Annotated in this window: 15 protein-coding genes; 9 read left to right on the top strand and 6 right to left on the bottom strand. The window is 57.4% G+C overall.

Annotated elements, in window-relative coordinates:
* Nucleotides 1-21 precede the first annotated feature (21 nt).
* From HHL24_RS07175 to HHL24_RS07165, 3 genes are all read left to right on the top strand, one after another.
* The gene (locus HHL24_RS07175) at nt 22-270 is read left to right on the top strand and encodes a hypothetical protein (protein WP_407947485.1); all 249 of its coding nucleotides are present in this window, start codon (nt 22-24) and stop codon (nt 268-270) included.
* 30 nt (nt 271-300) lie between these two features.
* A complete protein-coding gene (locus HHL24_RS07170) occupies nt 301-510 on the top strand; it encodes a hypothetical protein (RefSeq protein WP_169484806.1) in 210 nt (69 codons plus the stop codon).
* A gap of 156 nt (nt 511-666) precedes the next feature.
* Nucleotides 667-1,539, top strand: a complete 873-nt coding sequence (locus tag HHL24_RS07165) for a type 2 periplasmic-binding domain-containing protein (protein ID WP_169484805.1) — start codon at nt 667-669, stop codon at nt 1,537-1,539.
* Between the two features lie 68 nt (nt 1,540-1,607).
* Here HHL24_RS07165 and HHL24_RS07160 read toward each other — a convergent pair whose 3' ends face one another.
* The 3 genes from HHL24_RS07160 to HHL24_RS07150 all read right to left on the bottom strand — a co-directional run bounded on the left by HHL24_RS07160 (nt 1,608) and on the right by HHL24_RS07150 (nt 4,018).
* Nucleotides 1,608-2,450, bottom strand: coding sequence for a transposase (locus HHL24_RS07160; RefSeq protein WP_329606596.1), 843 nt, complete (start codon nt 2,448-2,450; stop codon nt 1,608-1,610).
* Between the two features lie 53 nt (nt 2,451-2,503).
* On the bottom strand, nt 2,504-2,716 hold the full coding sequence (locus HHL24_RS07155) for a hypothetical protein (RefSeq protein ID WP_329606595.1): 213 nt from the start codon (nt 2,714-2,716) through the stop codon (nt 2,504-2,506).
* 279 nt (nt 2,717-2,995) lie between these two features.
* Nucleotides 2,996-4,018, bottom strand: a complete 1,023-nt coding sequence (locus tag HHL24_RS07150; protein WP_169484803.1) for a LysR family transcriptional regulator — start codon at nt 4,016-4,018, stop codon at nt 2,996-2,998.
* 258 nt (nt 4,019-4,276) lie between these two features.
* Here HHL24_RS07150 and HHL24_RS07145 point away from each other — a divergent pair, with 258 nt between their 5' ends.
* The 5 genes from HHL24_RS07145 to HHL24_RS07125 all read left to right on the top strand — a co-directional run bounded on the left by HHL24_RS07145 (nt 4,277) and on the right by HHL24_RS07125 (nt 10,473).
* Nucleotides 4,277-5,716, top strand: coding sequence for a cytosine permease (locus tag HHL24_RS07145; RefSeq protein ID WP_169484802.1), 1,440 nt, complete (start codon nt 4,277-4,279; stop codon nt 5,714-5,716).
* 88 nt (nt 5,717-5,804) lie between these two features.
* The gene (gene allB / locus HHL24_RS07140) at nt 5,805-7,151 is read left to right on the top strand and encodes an allantoinase AllB (RefSeq protein ID WP_169484801.1); all 1,347 of its coding nucleotides are present in this window, start codon (nt 5,805-5,807) and stop codon (nt 7,149-7,151) included.
* Nucleotides 7,152-7,173: 22 nt separating this feature from the next.
* Nucleotides 7,174-7,932, top strand: coding sequence for an aspartate/glutamate racemase family protein (locus HHL24_RS07135; RefSeq protein ID WP_169484800.1), 759 nt, complete (start codon nt 7,174-7,176; stop codon nt 7,930-7,932).
* An 8-nt stretch (nt 7,933-7,940) separates the two neighbouring features.
* Nucleotides 7,941-9,149, top strand: a complete 1,209-nt coding sequence (alc, locus tag HHL24_RS07130) for an allantoicase (protein WP_169484799.1) — start codon at nt 7,941-7,943, stop codon at nt 9,147-9,149.
* 193 nt (nt 9,150-9,342) lie between these two features.
* Nucleotides 9,343-10,473 (top strand): porin, encoded by a 1,131-nt coding sequence (locus tag HHL24_RS07125; protein ID WP_169484798.1) that lies wholly within the window; start codon nt 9,343-9,345, stop codon nt 10,471-10,473.
* A 388-nt stretch (nt 10,474-10,861) separates the two neighbouring features.
* On the opposite strand, the gene HHL24_RS07120 is transcribed toward HHL24_RS07125, so the two are convergent.
* The 3 genes from HHL24_RS07120 to HHL24_RS07110 form a co-directional block, all read right to left on the bottom strand.
* Nucleotides 10,862-13,495 carry a putative bifunctional diguanylate cyclase/phosphodiesterase gene (locus HHL24_RS07120; RefSeq protein WP_169484797.1) on the bottom strand — a complete coding sequence of 878 codons (2,634 nt, stop codon included), beginning with the start codon at nt 13,493-13,495 and terminating at the stop codon, nt 10,862-10,864.
* A 99-nt stretch (nt 13,496-13,594) separates the two neighbouring features.
* Entirely contained in the window at nt 13,595-15,145 is a 1,551-nt protein-coding gene (locus tag HHL24_RS07115) for a methyl-accepting chemotaxis protein (protein WP_169484796.1), read from the bottom strand.
* 954 nt (nt 15,146-16,099) lie between these two features.
* Complete coding sequence (locus HHL24_RS07110; protein ID WP_169484795.1) at nt 16,100-16,396, bottom strand: hypothetical protein; 297 nt, start codon at nt 16,394-16,396, stop codon at nt 16,100-16,102.
* Between the two features lie 372 nt (nt 16,397-16,768).
* Here HHL24_RS07110 and HHL24_RS07105 point away from each other — a divergent pair, with 372 nt between their 5' ends.
* Nucleotides 16,769-17,506 (top strand): HpcH/HpaI aldolase family protein, encoded by a 738-nt coding sequence (locus tag HHL24_RS07105; protein ID WP_206002747.1) that lies wholly within the window; start codon nt 16,769-16,771, stop codon nt 17,504-17,506.
* The last annotated feature ends 92 nt before the right edge of the window (nt 17,507-17,598 follow it).

The following is a 17,598-nucleotide window of genomic DNA, read 5'->3' as shown; positions in this document are numbered from 1 at the left end:
CGAGAAGTGCGAAGGGCAAACGTGGTTGCGACGAAAAGTTCACTGCGCGGCTTGCGCGAAAAATTGCAGGCAACCGCGGGCGCCATGCCCGCCCGTTTGCTCGCGCTGCATGGTTCGCAGGACGGTTTGACCTGCCGGGTATGCATCGAAATCAGGCGGCCCGATGGTCCGATCGTGCTGTTCTTCTACCGGCACAGCGACGGTACCTGGCACGTATTTCCGCCCGAGGACAACCTGGGCAGGATGGGTTTCGAGCGGCTCGTGGCGTGACATGGCGGGTCCGGACAAGGGAGATCATCGATGAGCGCAGAGCACTCGGGGGAACTGTCGAAGCACGAGACAGAATTGCGCGTGTGGATGAGCGAATGGTACGACCACGCGTTTGCGATCGGCTTCATCCGGCCGCCTTTCATACTCGACGATGCGACCGCGTTGAGGCTGGAAGGCTATTTCAACGTAGGACTGACGCCTGCGGAGGGTGTCAGCGCGATCTTTGGCGTGGTTCATTGACGCGTCGGGCGCAGTGAAGCGCCTGCTGCGTCAGCGGGAAAGCACGGTTTGCCAGCATGCATAACGCATGGCACGATGCAGGACCGTTCAGGCGGAAGCCTGTGCGGCATTGCGCCGATCCGGGCGCGTCATTCCGTGCCGAGAAACCATCCATCTATGCATCGCAGGCGTTTTGTACTGGCCGCGCTGGGCGCCGCAGGCGTGACGCTTGGCACGCCTGCGGCATCGCAGGAGCACTTCGAGATTGTCTATCCGCGCATTCGTCCTGGCGGCGATGTGCATGCCGCGTTTGCCCTCGCTGTCCTCGATCTGGCGATGAAAACGGCGAAAGCCTCCTATACGGCGCGGCAGGCCGAAATCATCATGGAGCGTGGCCGTGCGCTGGCCGAACTGGCGAACGGCAACAACACAATCAATCTGCACTGGACGAGCATGGAGGCAAAGGCTGAACGCGGGCTGAACGTGGTGCGGATTCCAATCCATCGCGGGCTGATCGGCTATCGGGTATTCGTCATAAGAAAAGACCGGCAAAAGGATTTCGACCGAATTGAGCGCTTTTCCGATCTGAAGGCGTTCACTTGTGGCCAGGGTCTAGGGTGGATCGATGCCGATATCCTGACGGCCGCGGGTCTGGAGGTTCAGACGTCGACCTACGAGACGATGTTCGAGATGACCCAGAGCGGGCGCGTCGACTATTTTCCAAGAGGCGTGGTTGAAGCGTTCTCCGAACTGGAGGGCCGCCAGCACCGCGAGCCTGATCTGTCGGTCGAGAAACGACTGATGCTGAAGTATCGATCCGATTTTATTTTCTATGTCGCGACGGGCCAGGAAGCCCTCGCGAATACGATTGAGAAGGGTCTCGTGCTGGCGTATCGCGACGGCACCTACATGAGACTGTTCAACTCGCATCCCTACATTCAGGATGCGCTGGCCCGCACGAAGCCCGCGTCGCGGAAGACCTTTCAACTGGGTAATCCTTACCTCTCCGAAGCGGACCGCAGAATTCCAGATGAATACTGGATGCTCTGACGGCGTCACGGTCGGTTTTTTTTGTTGGCTCCGGCATCAGCCGTACGCGCACGCCGTCGATGGGCCGCTTACCCGGACCGTAGTTTTCGCTGCCAGAAATCGTCCTCGACTTCGTCGGCGTCGTCCGCGTTACTGCCGCTTACCTCGTCGATCCATCGCCGCGCCCATTCGAACGCGTACTGCTGTGCCGCCTCGCTGTTCTTGAAGCTCGGGCCAATCAGCCCAGAGCGGGCGACCCGCCGTGCATCCCGCACGATCTCGGCCCATCCGCGGAAGCGGGCGTTAGCCACCGGATCGGCGGCAAGGTAGATGACGTAGCCACGCGGGTCAAATTCGCATTTGCCTTTCGACGCGAGGCCCATCCAGGGTGAGACCGGCCGATGGATGGACTGAGGCAGTTTGAGCGGAGCGTGGGATTCTTCGCGCTCAGGCACCGTGCGCGAAGAATCAGGGAGCTGCCGTGCGATCTGAGTGAACGTATCCACCGTATGACGTGGCCGCTGTGTGTCATGCGGTGTCTGCCACGACGCCTGGTCTTTCCAGAACACCTGGCGAAGACCTTCGTCCCTGGGCTGACGGTCAATGACGCGTGGCTTGGCATGGCGGAGTTTCAGCAGGCCGTCCGGGCCGCAACGAAACGTGCGTCCGGCGTCCGAGAGGAGCCTGTGCATGTCCGCAAGGGCGCCGGTCGAACGCCATTTTTCGAAGCGGTGCCGGCACGTTGGTATCGACGGAAAGGTGCCCGGCAACCGGGACCATGGTTCGCCGGTGGTGAGTATCCACAGCACGGCATTGGCGACGACGCGAACCTGCACGCGGGGCCGGCCGCGCTGTCCATGAACGATGGGGGCATCGGACAGGACGGGCGCCAACTGTAGCCATTCTTCGTCACTGATTTCATTGAAATGCACGCTGTCCTCCACATACCAATCGCATTGCACGGGGCGCGGTGTCTCCGGTCGCGCTACGCGCTGCTCGTTGCCCACGTTGATAGGGATGACAGGACAAGCAGATCTTCGACGCAATCCGATAGCTCGCAGAGTTCCTGAAACGACGCACCTTTGGCGTCGAGCAGATGTTGTCGTCTGAGATCGCGCAGCGCGTTGCCGAGGCGCCGGAGGGCTTCGGGATCGCTGTTCGTCAGCGGCCAGCCTCGTAACAGATGCGTCAGCGGCACTACGCTTCTGCTTTCGCACCACAGATCGAAAAGGTGCAAGCACATCGCGTTGATATGCTCGATAGAATTTTCTCGCTCAGACAGGTAGGGGAACATGACAGCACCCGGATAAGGGACGATTGACGTGCATTCATCGTATGCGGCCAGTTTTCGTGGTGCTGTCGGGACATCGAGAAAAAACGGGCGGGGGATGCTGAACTTGGGGTCAGGGAATCCTTAAGGGCTGCTCGCGTAGCTGCGAGGCAGGGAACAGTGGCGACGTTTAGCTGAGGCAGGCCGCTATCCGTTCGCCGCGGCAGCTTTCTGATTCTTCAACTGCAAGAGTTCCTGAATCAACAGATCGCGGGCCGCATGCTGTTGGATTGCCGGGTTCGTGATCACGTAGATGTCCGAGCGCGGCGCATCCTTTGATGGCAAAAGCGGCCAGAGTTTCTTCGCCTCGACATCCTGCCTGGCAAAAGGTTCGGGAAGAAAGCACAGGCCAACCCCAAGTGCGGACAATCGCTTTACCTCTTCGAGGTAATCGGAGCGTCCAGTGACCTTCTTGCCAAGTCCGTATTGCTGACGAAAGCGGGTAAGGTCTTCGTCTTCATCGGCACCCGTAAGAATGTAGCTTTCCTCGCTGAGCTGCGCCATGGTAAGTCCACGCCGTCCGTATAGCGGATGGTATCGCCCGCAATAGATTCGATGGACCTCTGTGTAGAGATAGTCGTACTTCAGTTCTGCGCGTTTTGTCCGCGCAGGCGCGATGCCGACATCTGTCTTCTTCTGCAGGATGGCGTTCACAACCCCTTCCCACGAAGAGATCTCGACAAGAAATTCCACGCGGGGGTATTTCCGGTGAAATGAACCCACCGCAGCGTCGAATGGCTCTGAGGTGAGATTGCTCACCATGCTCACATGAATGTGCCCTGTCAAATGGTCCTGCAAGTTGGACATTCGGGCCGGCACTTCGCGCACGTGATCCAGGATGCGTCTGCAGACATCTGATAGTACCCGGCCTTCGTCGCTAAGCTCAAAGCCTGTCGAACCGCGCCGACACAGCACGACGCCCAACTGATCCTCAAGACGTCGCAAGGCAAGACTGATGGCAGGCTGTTTGCGCGACAGCTCCTCGGCGGCCCTGGTCAACCCTTTGGCATCCACGATCTCGTAGAAGATCTTCAGCAGGTTCCAATCGAGGTTGCGAGCGAACTGGAGTTCCCGGCGTCGCGCACGCTTTGGGTCGACCGAAACTGATGAGGCCGGTCTGGTCTGATTTCGCATTAGTCGTATGGCGCGGGGGATCTGGTTGCTATTCAACGTTCACGTCATGTGCGTCTGACGCAACCGTAGCATGCGAAGGTGTTTCCGCATATCGGGGATGACGAGGAGGTTGCCGAAGCGTCGCACCGCGGGAGGCACATTAATTCTATCAATGTAGAACGTTGAAATTTTTGGCGTTGTCGCCGCAAATTCGACGACAGATACTGAAGCCGTCCTGGTCAACAAGCTGAATTCACAGGCCAGACGACGGCATCCCGCAACTATTTGCGGGAAGACAAATATATTGGAGACAACATGACCAATCATGAGCAAGGCGAGGTGTCGCCGACTCATCCGGTGATGACGAAAGAGATCGAAAGTGTGCTCCACCTCACTGATGAGGATGTTGCGGACTACACCGAGTCGGTCGTCCCACTGGGCAAGCGACGCTCGAACTTTCGCATGCTGGCGCAATTCCTGTCGATGCAGGCGAGCTTCGGCACCATCCTGGTGGGCTACGGAGCCCGTTTTCAGGGACTCTCCTTAATCCAGCTCCTTGTGGCCCTTGCGATCGCCACCGGCCTCATGTCCCTGTACTGCATCGGTTCTGCGAATAGCGGAGCGGCTACGGGTCAGACGCTTCCGGTGCTGTCGCGAAACGTTTTCGGTGTGCTGGGTGCCGGGTTCGTTTCGATCCTGCTGGTTGTCAACGGGATGGGTTTTTACCTGTTCACGGTCAAGTTCATCATGGATGTCGTCGGAGGGTTGTTTACGCTTCCTGCTGTCGCGACGATTACCGCGGTACTCGCATTTGTGATGATCGTGAATACGTACTTTGGCTTCGAAGGGGTGCAACGATTCGCGCAAAAAGTTGCGGTGCCGGTCATTCTGCTCTGGGGTCTGTATGCGGTGTTCAAGGCTTTCACCGTGGTCACACCCAATGTGATCGCGGCGGTGCCGCACACCAGCACGCCGGCTACCATCCTGACGATCGCCGGCGCGATGATCGGACTTTCCACGTGGGGTAACGAGCCGGACTTCTTTCGCTATTCCAAGGTGGGCCGTGAGTCCCTGTGGAGTGTGCCGACCATTGTTATCTCCTACGTCGTCGGGGCCTTCTTCTTTCCCGTGCTTGGTTACATGGTGGCAGCCTATTCAAATCAACCCGATTTCGGCCCGAGCATCAGTTCCTTTATCGGCTTGACGATGCTGGGCAGTTCGCTTCTCGGTGTCATCATCATCCTCATCAACCAGTGGGCAGTGCAGGACGGCAACCTGTATATCGCAGTCAACGGTGCGCAAAACATCCTCTCGCGATTCCAGGGATGGAAGCGTCAGTACACAGTGTTAGGTCTTGGTCTGATTGCTGCTGCTCTGACGTTCTTTCTGGGTAACCTCCAGGACACTTTTACGGTCGTGACAGGCATCGGCTCGACTACGGTGCCGGTGGCCAGCACCATTATTGCAATGGACCTCTTTGTGGTGCCGTGGTTGTTCGGGCTGAAGCGACCCACGCACCGGGTTGCGAGCTGGAGCGAAGTGAGCGCCGCAAACTGGCCAGCAATTATCGCGCTTGCGGCAGGTGCCCTGGTTGGCCTGTATACGGCGGGCCTGATTCCCATGCTGAACAAAGACACAATCGGAATACCGGCCTTGCAGTCATGGATTACGGGGGCTGTGGTCTACCTGATCGGTGTGGGCATCGTTGCAAAGCGCGCGGATGCTACGAAAGTTCTCGGCTTCTCCAGAATCTGAAGACCGCGCGGCGCTTCCACTTCATTGCACCGGGAGTGCCGCAACTAGCGGAACAACCAACGAATCAACCAAAGTGCGGGAATCGCCCATGTCTCAATTCGATCTTGTCATACGGGCACGCCGTGCCATCGTCAACCGCGAGGAGGTGGCTTGCTCCGTGGGGGTTTCAGATGGCCGCATTGCCGAAATCGCTCCCTTATCGGCGAGCATGACCGGCCGCCGGATCATCGATCTGGGCCCCGATGAAGTGCTGATGCCTGGCATTGTGGATTGCCACGTGCACCTGTGCGACCCGGGAAACACGGAATGGGAGGGTTTCGCCCACGCAACGCGAGCGGCAGCCGCGGGTGGCATCACGGCCCTGGTTGACATGCCGCTGGATAGTTCGCCAACCACGTGTGACCTCAGATCCCTCGAGCTGAAGCGGCAAACGGCAGAAGGGCAATGTTACGTCGACATGGGTTTCTGGGCCGGCGTCGTGCCGCACAACCTCGGCAACCTGCGTTCGCTGCATGAGGCCGGGATCCTGGGCTTCAAATGCTACGTGTGCGAAACCGGTCTCGATGAATTTCCTGGTATCTCCTTCGAACAGCTGGAAGAGGCGATGCGGGAACTGGCACCGTTGGATCAGGTGCTGATGGTTCACGCAGAAAGTGCTGATGCCATCGCCAAAATTCCGGATATTCCCGACACCCGAAGCTACGCAGAGTACCTGTCCTATCGACCGCGCGGCGTGGAAAATCTTGCAGTGGCACAGGTCGTCGAGGCGGCACGTCTGACTGGTGGCCGAGCGCACATTCTGCATCTGTCAACAGCTGACGTATTGCCGATGCTGGCTTCGGCGCAGCGGGAGGGCGTGAAGGTCAGCGCCGAAACCTGCCCACACTATCTCACGATCGCAGCTGAGCAAATCCCCGATGGGGCCACGGCTTTCAAGGTCGGTCCGCCGATTCGCGAAGCCGACAATCGTGAAGCCCTTTGGCGGGGAATCGAGAGCGGGCTGCTGGACATGGTGATTTCCGACCATTCGCCGTGCACACTCCAGATGAAAAATTTCGATTCGGGGAACTTCGCCACCGCATGGGGCGGCCTCTCGTCACTCCAGGTGAGCCTGCCGGTGATGTGGACAGAGGCTCGAAAACGCGGATACCAACTCACGCACATATCGAGGTGGATGAGCGAAAAGACCGCCGAGTTCGCCGGGCTTTCGCACAAGGGTCGAATCGCAGTCGGCCGCGATGCCGACTTCTGCATCTTCGCGCCCGATGAGTCGTTCGTGGTTGATAAGCACCAACTGCATCATCGGCATCCCATCACGGCTTATCACGGCTTCACGCTGAATGGCGTCGTACGACGCACCTTCCTGCGTGGCCAATGTATCGACCTTCAGGCGCCGCCCCGCGGAAAGCTCCTTTCAAAATCCTCGCGCCACTGAAAAGTCCTTTGGAGGAACATCTATGAAGATCGTCGTGGTCAATGTGAATACCAGTGAATCAATGACGCGCAGCATTGATATCGCGGCAAAGCGGTACGCGTCACCAGGAACGGAGATCGTGGCGCTACAACCGGCCTTCGGTGCAGACGGTGTCGACTGCAACTTCGAGAGCTACATTTCGGCAGTCGGCGTGATGGACCGGGTGATGGGATACGACCTGCCGTATGACGGCGTCGTCATGGCCGGCTTTGGCGAACATGGTCGCGATGGCCTGCAGGAATTGATCGACCAGCCGGTCGTCGAAATCTGCGAAGCCTCAGCGCACATAGCGATGCTGATCGGGCGCAAATATTCGGTCGTTACTACGCTTCAGCGCTCGGTGAGTGCCATTGAAGATCGCCTGAAAATATCCGGACTCTGGGATCGCTGCGCGTCCGTCCGAGCCAATGGTATGACAACCCAGGAGGTGGATCACGACCCCGAGCGTGCCATGAGAACCATTGTCGAACAGGCACGAAAGGCAGTGGAAGAGGACTTCGCAGAAGTCATCTGTTTGGGCTGCGCCGGCATGGCGGGGTTAGAGGAGCAGATCACGTCCACGCTTGGAGTACCGGTTATCGATGGCGTCGGTGCCGCAGTGCAACTTGTCGAAACGCTGGTGAACCTGAAATTGAAGACGAGCAAGACACTGACCTACGCTAAACCAGATCCCAAATCCATTACAGGCTGGCCCTTCTCTACGAACCTCAAGCAACAAAACCTTCAATCCATCGCAGCTTGAATCTATTCATGACCTCCAACACTAACAACGAAGCCCTCAACACATGGGAAGTCGACCTTGCCTCGCGGTGGCTTGGCGGCAGCGTGATTGCAGCCAGCGATGAATCGTTCGGCGAAAAAGAGAACCTGTTGACACCGACAGCGGCGAACTTCGTCCCGGGCCGCTACAACTACCGTGGTGAAATCGTCGATGGCTGGGAAACGAGGCGCCGGCGGGAAGGAGGCAACGACTGGGCTGTCATCCGGCTCGGTTGCCCCGGCGTCATTACATCGGTTGATGTTGATACGCATTTCTTTACTGGCAACTTTCCCGAACACTGCCTCGTTGAAGCGTGCGGCGTCGAGGGGTATCCGTCGGAAAAGGAACTGATGAGCGAATCCATCGAGTGGGTTCAGATAGTTCCGCGCTCAGCGCTGAAAGGCGACACCCACAATATTTTTCAGGTGAACGACAAGCGCCGCTTCACACACATTCGCCTCTCGGCATTTCCAGACGGCGGTATCGCGCGGTTGCGCGTGCGTGGTCAGGCGATGCCTGACCCGCGACTCTTCGATGGCCTCACCATCGATCTGGCCAGCCAGGACCACGGTGGTGTACTCGTTGCCAGCAGCGACGGCTTCTACTCTTCCGCCTCCAACCTGAACCGACCGGACAAGGCACGTACCATGGGCGAGGGCTGGGAGACACGCCGTCGGCGTGACGACGGCCACGACTACGCTGTATTCAGGTTGGCTTTCCCAGGACGGGTGAGGTCGATCGAGATCGATACTGCACATTTCAAGTACAACGCCTCGGGCGCGGCGGCTCTTTCAGGTTGTTTATGGACGGACGGCGCCCCTGTTGACGCTGCTGACTGGCACCCCCTGTTGCCGAAAGTAGCCCTGCAACCGGACACACGCCACGTATTTCCGCAAGCGAAGCCGTCGCAGCTGATTTCTGCCGTCAAGTTCGATGTCTTCCCGGATGGGGGGATTTCCCGATTGCGGGTGTGGGGCGAGATCGACCATCAGGCGCGCAAGAAAGCCGGGAATCTGTGGTGGAAATCCATGCCCGATAACCAGGCAACGCAGGTCCTGATTGCGGCAGGTATGCAGCCGGAGCAGGCAAAGGAAATTAGCATGAAAAGGGCGGATTCCGTCGAAGTGATGCGGATCAGCGACACCACCGTCTGGTCGCGCGTTCTCCGTATGATCGAAGGACCTGGTCACGATGGATAACCGAATGGTAGTTGATTAAAGCTGCGTTCAGTCATCGCCGCGGCTGCAAGAATTCACACACGCCTGAAGTCTTTCTTTCAGGCGTGCGCTCGGAGTGGTGGAACTTTTATCCGTTCAAAGGAGTGAAGTGTTGCGAGTCGCATCGCATCAATATCGTTGTACTAATAATTATACAAACAACAGGAGATACTGAATGAGAAGAGCAATATTTTCTGCACTAGGTGGCATGGCTGCCTTGACGTTGGCCGTTTCTGCATCTGCCCAGAGTTCCATGACGCTATATGGAGTTGTTGACAACTCTATTCAATATGCTCACGACACCGGGGGCGAGAGTCATCAGATCAAGCTTCAGTCAGGACAAATGTCGCCGAGCGTGTGGGGGATTAAAGGTAACGAAGATCTAGGTGGCGGCCTGAGCGCTGTCGTCGATCTTGAGAGTCAGTTCGATGTGAATAACGGTGCTCTCGCAAACGGGCTTCTATGGGGGCGCATCGCGTACGTGGGGCTTTCCCGGAATGGACTGGGGACGCTGACGCTTGGCAGGCAGATCGATGTAATGCAGGATCTGGTGGTGCCTGTGCAAGGCAACAGCTTTCTTGAATACTTTACCGCCCCGGGCGATGTCGACCTCTCCGACGGTTCTGTTAAGGTGAACAACGCGGTCAAATGGCTCAGCCCTAACTGGGCAGGGTTACAGCTCGCAGCGATGTACGGCTTCGGTAACGTGGCCGGCTCAGTCGGTTCGGGGCAATCGTATGAAGTCGCGGCGAACTATGCGGCAGGCCCGCTCACGTTTGCTGCCGGATACCTCCATTCCGATAACGGAAACGGGGACCACTCGACGAGAGGTACAGGTAGCGCAACGGGTATCTTCTTTACACCTGTCAATTCGGCGTATTCGAGTGCCAGTAAGTTCAACATTGCGCGAACTGGACTTGCGTACAACGCGGGCCCTGTGACGATCGGTGGGTACTACAGTTTCTCGGAGTATCTGCCGGACGGCTTCTCAACGTTTAGGAACTCAGAGTATTACAACAACGGTGAGGTGTTTGTCTTCTGGCAGATGACGCCTGAAACATCGCTCGAACTTGGATACGACTACCTGAAGTCTCGTGGTGATTCATCGGCCACCTATCAACAGGTGACGCTTGCCGCCGACTACGCTCTTAGCAAACGTACGGATCTGTACGCGTCGGCGAGCTACGGCCATGCATCGGGCTCGAACGGCATGGGAGCTGCTCAGGCCGTGATCGCGGATTCGTACGCTGATCCGGGGACGTCGCAGCAGGAACTTTTGATTGTCGGCATCCGGCACAAGTTTTAACCCCGGTTACTGATCGTGAGCGAGCGTGAGGTAGTGGCATGCGGGGAAAAGAGCACGACAGGCGTCCAGATCAGGGAGGGATAGCGATGCGTACGATTCTTGGGTATATGGCCAAAATACTGAGGGAACGAACTCTGGCGCGAACGGGTATCGGCCACATCCAGGAGCACAAGCACGTGCGATACGACAGATCCTCCCGCAGACGTTAGCAGTACAGGCAGATGTGGTGCAATTCGGATGTACCGGCCTGTTACGCTAGAGCTCTTCAATGATAGCGAGCCAATGAATAAGCAGAAAGGTATCGGCGGGTCGTTCAACGGGCGCCACTTTGGCCGCGAAGTCATTGGCATTCGCGTGCGTTGGTACCTGTGTTACAAGCTCCATAACCTTAACGAGTGGACGGCCGGTTCAGCAACCACCGCCCTGCAATTTCCTCCGCTCCCGCTGGTCGATCATAGTAGTAGCCCTGCGCGATGTCACATCCCATGGCTACCAGCAAGTCAGCCACGTCTGACGTTTCCACGCCTTCGGCCACCACTTGCATGTCGAAGCTATGCGCAAGTGCGATGGACGATTCCACGATCCGGCGATCTGCCTCTTCGGTCATGAGCGATGCGATAAATGACTGATCGATCTTCAGGATATGCACGGGTAGCGTCTTCAAATAGGCCAGAGAAGAGTAGCCGGTACCAAAGTCGTCGATCGACAGCTTCACGCCGATGTCTCTAAGCTGGAAAAGCCGCTTCAGCGCGGTGTCGGAATCTCGCATCAACGCGCTTTCCGTGACCTCCAGTTCTAGTTGTGTGGGCGAAATGCCGAACTCCAGAAGCAATGCGCTTACCTGCCCGACAAAGTCTGGATCCAACAAATTGTTCGAGCTGATGTTGACAGAAACCGATACGCTATGGCCGTGTACTAACCAGGATTTCAATTGCTCGATGGCTGCCCTGAGCACCTGGAGAGTAAAGGGATAAATCAGCTCGGTTGTCTCTGCCAGAGGCACAAAAACGCCTGGCAATATGGGTCCTTCGGTGGGGTGCGTCCAGCGGGCCAATGCTTCGAAGCCGACCAACGCTCCGTCGCTTAGCTTCACCTTGGGCTGGTACGCCAAGGACAAGTCTCCGTTACGAATGGCGCGTGCAAAATCGGACTTTAACGCCAACGAAGCCGGCGTATGGCAATCCAGCTGCTGCGAGTAATACTCGACAGGCATCCTCGCCCCCTTTGCGGAATACATGGCGATGTCGGCGCAGCGCAGAAGCTGATCGGGCTCGTTTGCGTCGTTTGGGTACACCGCGACGCCGACACTCGCGGTGACTTCGAAATCTGCATCGTTAAGTGTAAACGCCTTCTGAACGGCGGCGTGCAGCGCCTGACAGAGTTCCGCTGTCCCACCATCCCATTCCGTTGGGTCCGCGCAAACCGCGATTTCGTCACCCCCAAGTCTTCCGATGCAACCAGACCGGTCATCAAGCAGGCGGCTCAATCTCACACCCAGAATCTCGAGGACTTTGTCGCCTGCGTGATGCCCCAAAGAATCGTTGATTTCCTTAAAGCGATTTAAATCCATCAGCACGACGATGAACGAAGCGTCCGGATTGTCGTTGACTCTGCCGGCGAGATGATCCAGAAACGCGTAACGGTTTAGAAGTCCAGTCAGCATATCGTGGCGGGCAAGAAATTCCTGTTTGGCGAGATACTCGCGCTCGGCCGTCACGTCTCTTAGCACCGCTGTGACGAGCGTATCCACTTCACCGGGAAAAGCGGATAGCTGCAATTTCACGTCGACCGCGCCAGACTGGCCGATGCGCCGGAATTTCCAGTCATGCGTGTACGTCTCGCCCGGCTGCAGCTTGCGGAGCTGTCTCAGCCCAAGGCTCGCGACAAACTCTGAAGATCGATCGGTAACCGTAAGACGAAAGAGATCAAGACCAACGAGGTCCTGCTCCGATCCGACGCAAAGAAGTCGGGAAGCGCCTGGGTTACATTTCTGGATGACACCATCCCGATCCAGGATGATCAACGCATCGTCCATCGATCTGAACAACTGCCGGTACAGGCTATGACTGCTGGCAAGATCGGAGACCGCCTTCCTCAATCGCGAGGCGAAGACGATTGATATGAGACTCCCCGCAAACAGGAGTATGAGTTGTACGGCGGACCGCATCAACCACGCCAATTCGAGCGAGTTCTTGGGAATACCCACAACGACAAACAGCGGTAGAGACCTGGAGATGGAGTAACCAAAAATGTCGTTTCGATGATCGACGGAAGACTCCCCCTCAAACGTCCCGCGTTCCCGTTCCGCTATGATTCGTAGCCTGCCTGAAGGTGCCGGGGAAGGACGAATCTCAAAGACGTGCTCATGGCTAAGGTATCGGAATAGTCTTTTTCCATCGAGCGTAAAAACCCCAAAACGCCCATCTGCTATCAATTGAAGACTGGCCGCCGCGTCGACTAGTTGCTGCGCTGGAACAAGGGAGAAAGAGGTGTCGACGTTACCCGTGGAATTGTCGGTACGCGCTACCAGCGGCAAATACCAGATTCCTTGCTCATCGTCATGAATGAGAGGGAGTGCCTCCACGGTATTCGTCCGTGCCGTCTGAAGCGCCTGACTGAGCGTGCCAGTCAAGGTTGTCCTCTCGACGGCGTGTCCCGCTCGGTCGACCATCAAAACTTCGCTGCCATGGGAGACGCCAAGGAACGCAGATACGGGATCGTAGCGCATCGCCTGCGACAGGCTCGCCTGCACCTGCGACCGGCTCGCGCTTCGATTTCGCTGCATATCCTCATGAACAGCCGTTACGCTATAGGACGCCTGTATGAGCTTGCCCGAAATATTCACCTGCAACGCTTCCGCAATGTGCAGTGCATTCCGATGCGCCATTTCCATCGTCGTGACGTGATCTCTGACAATCCCGTAGACCGCAACACCCATCAGCAAGGTTACCGACGAAGTCAGGACAAACTCGACTCGCCGCCGGCGAAACAGCGCCATCAACACCAGGAAGAACTTCTGCATAGGGCGGCTCGAGAATCGAAGATCTTGCGGCGCGTCGCTCATTGTCGAAACCGAGGCAACGACGAGCTACGCTCAGGAGCACGGCTGCGGCACGGAGATTTACGTTAGAGCATCCCGGTGATCAAGCGTGAAGAGCGCGACCACATCTTTGAGTTTCGTTGCTTGATGCTCTAATGATTGCGCAGCTGCGGTCGCTTGTTCGACCAGCGCCGCATTCTGCTGGGTTACATCATCCATCTGTGTAACCGCTTGGCCGATCTGCTCGATCCCGCGACTTTGCTCATCCGACGCCGCCGCGATTTCTCCCATGATGTCAGTCACGCGCGATACCGCCGAAATTATTTCCTGCATCGTCGCACCAGCCTGACCGACCAGTTCCGTGCCGGTTTGGACGCGTGCGGTCGATGTCTCGATCAGGTCCCTGATCTCTTTCGCTGCAGTCGACGAACGCTGGGCGAGCGAGCGCACCTCCGCCGCCACCACGGCAAAACCACGCCCTTGTTCGCCGGCGCGCGCAGCTTCGACCGCCGCGTTCAATGCGAGGATATTCGTCTGAAAGGCAATGCCTTCGATCATGCCGATGATGTCGGCAATCTTTGACGAGCTTTTGTCAATCTCGCTCATGGTACCGACGACACGCGCCACAACCTCGCTTCCTCGACTGGCAACATCGGATGCATTGCTCGCCAGTGTGCTCGCGTGACGCGCGTTATCAGCGTTCTGGCGGACCGTACCCGTCAGCTGTTCCATGCTTGCCGCGGTTTCCTGCAATGATGCCGCCTGTTCTTCGGTACGCGACGAAAGATCGAGATTGCCAGCGGCGATTTCCTTGCTAGCCAAGGCTATTGATACACCGCCATCCCGTACTGTGCGCACGGTCGTGACCAGGCTGTCATGCATCCTCGCAAGTCCCGCGAGCAATTGTCCCATCTCGTCATGGCTTGTGACCTGAACCGACCGGCGCAGGTCGCCAGTGGCGATTTCGTCAAAATGCGCTAGCGCGATTGCTAGCGGCGTGCCGATTGCGCGCCGCAGCGCAAACCAGCTGTACGTTGCAGCCACGAGGCCGAACAGCAGCATCCCGATGCTAAGCACACGGAACAACGTGAAGGTTGTCTGAGCATTGTCGTAACTCTTCTGCGCTGCTTCGAACTGAAATCGCTTCAAGGCGTCGCATGCACTGGACAGCGCAGTATTAAGATCGCTCAACTTCGACGACCGATCGAGAATCTTGTCGTGATCTGCTGTTCGGATCGCATCCCGAAAAGCATCCAATCCGCGCTCGATATCGGCGCGCCTTGTCGCGACATTCTGCGCAAGCCGATCCTCGTCTGCGTCCTTCGGGAGTTCAAGATATTTCTGCCACCACGTCGCGGACTGGTCGCGCATGTCTTGAGCGTGCCTGAACAGATCCTCGGCGACCGGCGTGCCGGGCGAGAGTGCCGCGCGGTCCAGCGCGGTGCGTTCGCGGCCAACGAATATTTCCGAATAACCGATATCGACGGCGCTCGGCAACTGGTTGGTGAAGGTTTCGTGATTGGCAAGATTCGCCCGGGTCATTCCGACCAGGTCCAGCTTCCCGGTAATCGTCATCAACGCCCCGAGGCACAGCATCGTTATGCCGATGCGCGCCTTGATGGTCAAACTCATATCAACATATCTCCCGTTCGTCTCGCTGAATCCACACCTTACGGCGGCTCAAGCAATGGTTATGATGAGTCATATCATCGCTGATGTACCGAGGAGGGCACGTTTATGTTTTACGGCAGACGCACAGATTTCATGAGGCCATGCGACGAGATATCGTGAAGATGATGCTTCTTTAATATTACTTAGGTTTACGACATATTAATGTCTGGAAAAACCTGACGGACTGGTCACCATATGAGCTAATGCTGGTGCGCATCGATCATCTAAAGAGTTCGTCTAATGCTTGTTGAGGAAGCACGCGTAAGCGGCATCCATGGGCGATAGACCTGCGTGGAAATATCCACGCAGGTGCTCCAGGGTAACGGAATCGGGACAGTACGGCGGCCTAACAAACCTGGCCGCCACTGCGCAGTCATACCAGGCGCATGCCCACGTCTCCAGCTCCCGAAAGTCCTCAAGGCCTATGTGGTTCAAGTCTTCATTCATGACGATCCCCGGCAAACCGGGACAGGTGCTCGTTGTTATTGGCCGCGCAGATAGTCCTGGTTACCCGGCACTTGAGTAAGCACATATTGTCGGGCGTCCGTTCTCTGGCGGGAACACGCGCCATGCGCCATCATCATGCTGGAAGAAAAACAGCCCAATCGGACCGTCGGCCCGCAGTGCTTCAACATGTACATAACGTCGCCGGGCAGCCCGTGTGCGACTGAATCGGGTTACTCGAATCGGCGCCGCCAAAGCCGGCGTGAGCCATTTTTCAATTAGTGAACGCAAGGACATTTCAGCGGTGTGCATCAGTATCTCCCTCTACTTCTCTCCCATCGATTTCGCCGTGCCTTCCGCGCGTCCGGGCAACCGCTATCCTTTTTGAGTATCCTTCGCCGCAATGACGACGGGAGCACTCCCGTCATTGACTGAAACAGAACGCGAGCCACCATGTGGAGCGCCTGCGGATCATAGATAAATCGGATGTATTTTATGAATCGCACCCTTTGCGCCGCTGGTCTTTGGAGACAATTCAGTTGTCTCGCGCGGCTGGCTGCACCGTTCATGGCTTGAACTTCCATCGAGACGTGTCGCAGATTTTCTTTCGATCCTATTGCCGACCAGGCCGCACATCGGTTGATGTTGCAATCTCGCGCACAGGATATCGGTCGGCATTTCCTTGAGTTGATCTACGCTGCGGATCACCGTTTTCAAATTCCTTTGCGAGATCGCGTGGGAATGGAGACACCATTCGTCGATGTTCAATAGGGCCTCATCACGTCCAAAGCGCTCGACAGGCATTGCGCGAAGGGCGCTCATTCGCCCAGGAAGCGGACCGAGCAAAAGGCGGCAAGAGGTGCTGCAGGATGGCTTGTCTGCGGAATCCTCGCGTCAATTGCGTCAATTGCGTCAGCTTCGAGGTTGTTTGGCGACGGGGTAAACCCATTCAGTGAAAACCCTTTTTCCTTGCCCCGCAACCTCCCGCCGGGCGTCGGAGCCGACAATTCGGCACCCAGATACTTGACATCTAAACATTTCATCCTTAGTGTGAAGACGTGCGCAGAAAACTGAATACAGAATGCTAATTGCACTTTCTTACATTATGCATTCAGCAATTCCATCCACGAGGAGTCCTTGATGTTATTTCACTCCCTCAAGGGAGCCCTGCGAAGCAAACAGCCGCTCGATCTGATATGGCTTGCACTTGGAAGTGTGCCCATGGCGGAATTCGCGGCCTTTGCCAAACCGGGCGCGCTGGTGCTCGATCTTCAGCACGGCCTTTGGGAACGCGGCACGCTGGAGGCGGCGATCGGCGTCGCCGGCGCGCGGCTGCCGGTCATTGCGCGCTGCGCCGAGAATTCTCAGCACGCCATCGCCCAGGCGCTCGACGCGGGCGCGGCGTCAGTGCTAGTACCGCTCATCGAGACTGCCGAGGACGCGCGGCGCGCGGTGTCGGCCGGACGCTACCCGCCATTCGGTAATCGTTCTGCTGGTGGTGTGCGACCGTTGCTGGCTGGCGTTGACGCGATGCTGGCCGCAGACCGCGACGTGGTGGTCGGCATGCTGATCGAGACTGCCCACGGCGTCGAAAATGTCGAGGCCATCGCAGCGGTGCCGGGTGTCGATTACCTGTTCATCGGTACTGGCGATCTGTCACTGTCGCGCGGGACCGGGGATGCCGAGCAGATTGGCCGCGATTGCGAGCGCATCTTGCGTGCAGCGCGGGCGCATGATTTGCCGTGCGGCATCTTCACTGGCGACGCAAACGCCGCACGTCAGGCGTTTGCGAACGGATACCAGATGGCTGTGTGCGCCAACGACATCGACCTGGTGAAGCAAGGTTTTCTGTCGGCGTTAAAGCAGGTGTCGCGATGACGCACGAATGGAACGACCACGCTGTACAGAATCACGGCGGCGTTTCGCCCGGGAACGGCTGCCATCCCTTACATCTTACGAATTCGTTGGAG

The sequence above is a fragment of the Paraburkholderia polaris genome, assembly GCF_012927345.1.
Classification (GTDB): Bacteria; Pseudomonadota; Gammaproteobacteria; order Burkholderiales; family Burkholderiaceae; genus Paraburkholderia; species Paraburkholderia polaris.
This window is presented reverse-complemented; position numbering and strand designations above follow the sequence as displayed.